Here is a 3,654-nt window from a genome sequence, read left to right as displayed (position 1 = left end):
TACCGAGATGGTTCGCTCACTCAAAATACTGACAGTATCACTACTGTATTATTTCTTGTTGAGCATTTAATGCTTTTTGTTGCAGCACCAAATGCCCACACTTATCGACTGTTGATTTTTAAAGATCTTGTCTTGCACTGCGAAGCGTTTTGTTCGCAGCAGAGAGATGAGATTATGAAGCGTTTCGTATATCTCGTCAACCCTTACTTTTTCTCGCTTCACTCTGCATTTGCATGTAGTGTTTCGCGAGGGACAGAATCATAACAAGGCGCGCACCTTCTGACAAGGGCTTTCTTCACGCCATCCGCCAATAAGGCAATAATCAGTGCGCCGGCGCCGATGGCCATCAACAGGCGGTGATTGCCGCCACTGTGTGCGAACACATAGGAATAGGCATAGCCAGCCAGCGCCTGGAACAGCGCGAACACTGTGGTGGCCTTGCTCCACACCATATTTTGCGCATGCGCGTCGCCTTCCAGTATGCGCTGCACGCGGCTCAGCGTAACCGGCACGATCCCCGGCGGGAACGAGCCGATCACCAGCGTCGCCACCAGCAGTCCCATGTGGTTGACCGAGAACATCATCACCGCAATTGCCGCGACTTGCAGCCAGATGATCAAGTGACTGGTCAGCGCCGGCCCTGCGCGATCAGCCAGCGAGCCATACACCATCGGCCCTATCGTCGCGCCAACACCGTACACAATCCAGAACAGCGCCGCCGTATGCGAGCCCCACCCAAGTCCGCGCGCCACATAGTCGACCAGGAACACCATTATCGGCACCAAGCCCACCGCCATCAGCGCGTACTGCATATACAACAGATGCAGATCGAGCCGTACCGCCGCTTGCACCGCCGGCTTGGTTTCCCCCAGAGGCACAGAGGTGTGCGCCGCATGCGGCCAGCACTTCCAGCTGACAACACTCAACAGCAGCGACAGGGCGCCCAAGCCGAGCCAGGTCGCGCGCATGCTCACGTCCAGCAACAGCGGCACCACCGTGCCCGACGCGGCAATCCCAAGGCCAACGCCGAGGAAAATAGCGCCGCTCGCCATCCCTTTGCGATTGGCGGGCACATGCGGCAACACCGTCATTGCCGCCAGCACCATGATGATGCCGCCCGCAATGCCCGACAGCAGACGCCAGCTAAAGAACCAGCCCACCGACAGCGGAAACGCACAGGCAAAGAACGCGGCCGAGGCCAGCAGCATCATCGCGCGCAATGTCGGCCGCGCACCATAGCGGCGCGCTAGCGGCCGGCCCATCAAGGCGCCGACCAGGTAGCCGACCAGGTTGGCGGCGCCGAGGTAGATCACATCCTTGGCGGCGAACCAATGCGCTTCGATCATCGGCGGGATCAGCGGCGTGTAGGCGAAGCGCGCCAGTCCTATCCCTACCAGGCTGGCACACAAGCCGGCAAAAATAGCGCGCAAGGCCGCGCCGCGATCATCTAAGGCATCCATGGAATTCCTCTCAGGCTTCAATCATGTTTGACAGCATAGTCAAACTTGACAGCTGTGTCAAACATACCGATAATCGACTTCATGGCAGGCATAAAACAATTCAACGAAGACCAGGCGCTGGAGCGCGCCATGCACGTGTTCTGGCGGCGCGGTTATGGTGCCACCTCGATGCAGGAGCTGGCGCAAGCGACCGGCGTGCTGCGCGGCTCGCTGTATCACGCGTATGGCGATAAACAAAACATTTTCCTGCTGGCGTTTGCGCGCTACCGGGAGCACTACCTTGGGAAGGTGCGCGAGCACATGCGGCTGGCCGATGCCGAAGCCGCCTTGCGCGCCTACTTTGCGTATGTGATTGCTTCGATGTCGGAACCGGTGCCGCAACTGGACGGCACGCCGTCATCGCATACGCGCGGCTGCCTGACGACCAAGATCGCCACCGACGAAACCGCCATGGATGAACCGGTGCGCAATGCACTGCGCGGCATGCTGGACGGATTGGAGCAAGTGCTGGAAGAGCGGCTGTCGCAGGCGGATGCCAGAGACCGCCTGACGCTATCGCCGCAAGCGGCCGCGCGCCTGCTGGTGGCTTTCACGCGCGGCAATGTGGTGATGGAGCGGATTTACCATGGCCAGGAACATTTGCAGGCCACAGTGGAGAGCATGATTCAGGTCTTGTTCAAGCGTTGTTGATGACCACGTCCACGCGCTTGTGGACATCCTCGGCAAACGCCAGGAATTCGCGCATTTCCTCCGGCTGGTTCACGTCCAGCGCATACCATTCAGCCGAACCGCCGGCCTTGCGGATTTCCGTCACCAGCGCGTGCAGCTTGCTGGAGCGGCGTGCTCCCAGCACCACGTGATGCCCCTGCCCTGCCAGCTGCCGGGCAGTAGCCGGGCCGCTGCCGCGGCTGGCGCCGGCGATCAAGATAACTTTGCGCTCAGTTTGCGTCATGATGCGATCCTTTCAAAGCCATTAACACCAGGCTGCATCTTACGGGCTAAAGCGGATGCTGCGAATGCACATCACTATGTAGTTCTTGCCTAATCCTATGGATCGCACAAGCAAATGTGGCGATACGGCCGGGAATCATGGATCATTCCTATTCACCGCAATCAATATGGAGTGAAGCATGGAACGCATGATCGCCCTGCACAACCAACTGGCCCCGGTCGACGGCTCGATCGAGACGCTGGTCGACGACGTGCGCCTGACGCGCTCCACACAGAGGGCCACCAAGTCGCCCGCCATGTACGATCCGTGCATCGCCATCGCGCTGCAAGGCCACAAGCGCACCCATTTCGGCAATGAGATCCTGCAGTTCGATGCCGACCACTATCTGGTGGTGGCCGTGCCTATGCCGTTCACCGCGACCGTCGAGGCGTCGCCGGAAAATCCCTTTCTGGGCATCTCGATCCGCATCGACCGCACCACGCTGGCCGACCTGATGTTCGCCATCGACCAGAACGCCAACGACGTCCCCGCCATGCCAAAAGGCATGATGACCACCCGCATGGACGAGCGCCTGCGCGACACTGTGTTGCGCCTGATGGAAGCATTGAATTCGCCGCTCGAAGCGCGCGTGCTGGGGCCGGCCATTGTGCGTGAAATCTGCTACCGCGTGCTGATGGGCGAACAAGGCGCCGCCATGCGCGCGGCGCTGACCAGCCAGGGCCAGTTCGGCCGCATTGCCAAAGCGCTGCGCCGGATCCACGCCGATTACGCGGCCGATATCGATGTCGGCATGCTGGCAGCGGAAGCCAGCATGAGCGTGCCGGCTTTTCACGTGCATTTCAAATCGGTGACGCACTGCTCGCCGATTCAATATCTGAAGTCAGCCCGCCTGCATCAGGCGCGGCTGCTGATGGCGCGCAGCGATATTACGGCGCAATTGGCCTCGGCGCAGGTCGGCTATGAAAGCCCGTCCCAATTCAGCCGCGAATTCAAGCGCTACTTTGGCCGCAGCCCGACCGAGGAGGTCAACGCCATGCGGCAATTCCTGGCGGTTCAACCCGCAGAATTAAGAGGGTAAACGCAAAAAGGCCCGGTCACAGACCGGGCCTTCTCACTTAATAACTAGCTTGACGATAACCTACTTTCACACTGGTTGCAGCACTATCATCGGCGTAGAGTCGTTTCACGGTCCTGTTCGGGATGGGAAGGGGTGGGACCGACTTACTATGGTCATCAAGCTTT

General features: G+C 59.7%; 5 protein-coding genes and 1 rRNA gene. 3 read left to right on the top strand and 3 right to left on the bottom strand.

The window, feature by feature from the left end:
- On the top strand, positions 1-264 hold a 264-nt coding region (locus tag GTP45_RS28470; protein ID WP_217363404.1), incomplete at its 5' end, for a hypothetical protein.
- Here the strand turns inward: GTP45_RS28470 and GTP45_RS27740 are convergent.
- A complete protein-coding gene (locus GTP45_RS27740) occupies positions 219-1,460 on the bottom strand; it encodes a YbfB/YjiJ family MFS transporter (protein ID WP_161017078.1) in 1,242 nt (413 codons plus the stop codon). The genes GTP45_RS28470 and GTP45_RS27740 overlap by 46 nt on opposite strands.
- 81 nt (positions 1,461-1,541) lie before the next feature.
- Here GTP45_RS27740 and GTP45_RS27735 point away from each other — a divergent pair, with 81 nt between their 5' ends.
- On the top strand, positions 1,542-2,150 hold the full coding sequence (locus GTP45_RS27735) for a TetR/AcrR family transcriptional regulator (RefSeq protein WP_161017077.1): 609 nt from the start codon (positions 1,542-1,544) through the stop codon (positions 2,148-2,150).
- Here GTP45_RS27735 and GTP45_RS27730 read toward each other — a convergent pair.
- Positions 2,137-2,412, bottom strand: a complete 276-nt coding sequence (locus GTP45_RS27730; RefSeq protein ID WP_161017076.1) for an SDR family NAD(P)-dependent oxidoreductase — start codon at positions 2,410-2,412, stop codon at positions 2,137-2,139. The genes GTP45_RS27735 and GTP45_RS27730 overlap by 14 nt on opposite strands.
- 187 nt (positions 2,413-2,599) lie before the next feature.
- Here GTP45_RS27730 and GTP45_RS27725 point away from each other — a divergent pair, with 187 nt between their 5' ends.
- Entirely contained in the window at positions 2,600-3,490 is an 891-nt protein-coding gene (locus GTP45_RS27725; RefSeq protein WP_161017079.1) for an AraC family transcriptional regulator, read from the top strand.
- A 47-nt stretch (positions 3,491-3,537) separates the two neighbouring features.
- On the opposite strand, the gene rrf is transcribed toward GTP45_RS27725, so the two are convergent.
- A 5S ribosomal RNA gene (gene rrf, locus GTP45_RS27720) occupies positions 3,538-3,650 on the bottom strand.
- Positions 3,651-3,654 lie beyond the last annotated feature (4 nt).

This window comes from Duganella rivi, from assembly GCF_009857435.1.
Taxonomy (GTDB): Bacteria; Pseudomonadota; Gammaproteobacteria; order Burkholderiales; family Burkholderiaceae_D; genus Rugamonas; species Rugamonas rivi.
The sequence above is the reverse complement of the archived record's forward strand: the minus strand, read 5'-3'. Positions and strand labels throughout refer to the sequence as shown.

Coding starts and splice junctions, on each gene's coding strand:
- GTP45_RS27740 (WP_161017078.1), bottom strand. CDS start 1,460: ATGGATGCCTTAGATGATCGCGGCGCGGCCTTGCGCGCTATTTTTGCC.
- GTP45_RS27725 (WP_161017079.1), top strand. CDS start 2,600: ATGATCGCCCTGCACAACCAACTGGCCCCGGTCGACGGCTCGATCGAG.
- GTP45_RS27735 (WP_161017077.1), top strand. CDS start 1,542: ATGGCAGGCATAAAACAATTCAACGAAGACCAGGCGCTGGAGCGCGCC.
- GTP45_RS27730 (WP_161017076.1), bottom strand. CDS start 2,412: ATGACGCAAACTGAGCGCAAAGTTATCTTGATCGCCGGCGCCAGCCGC.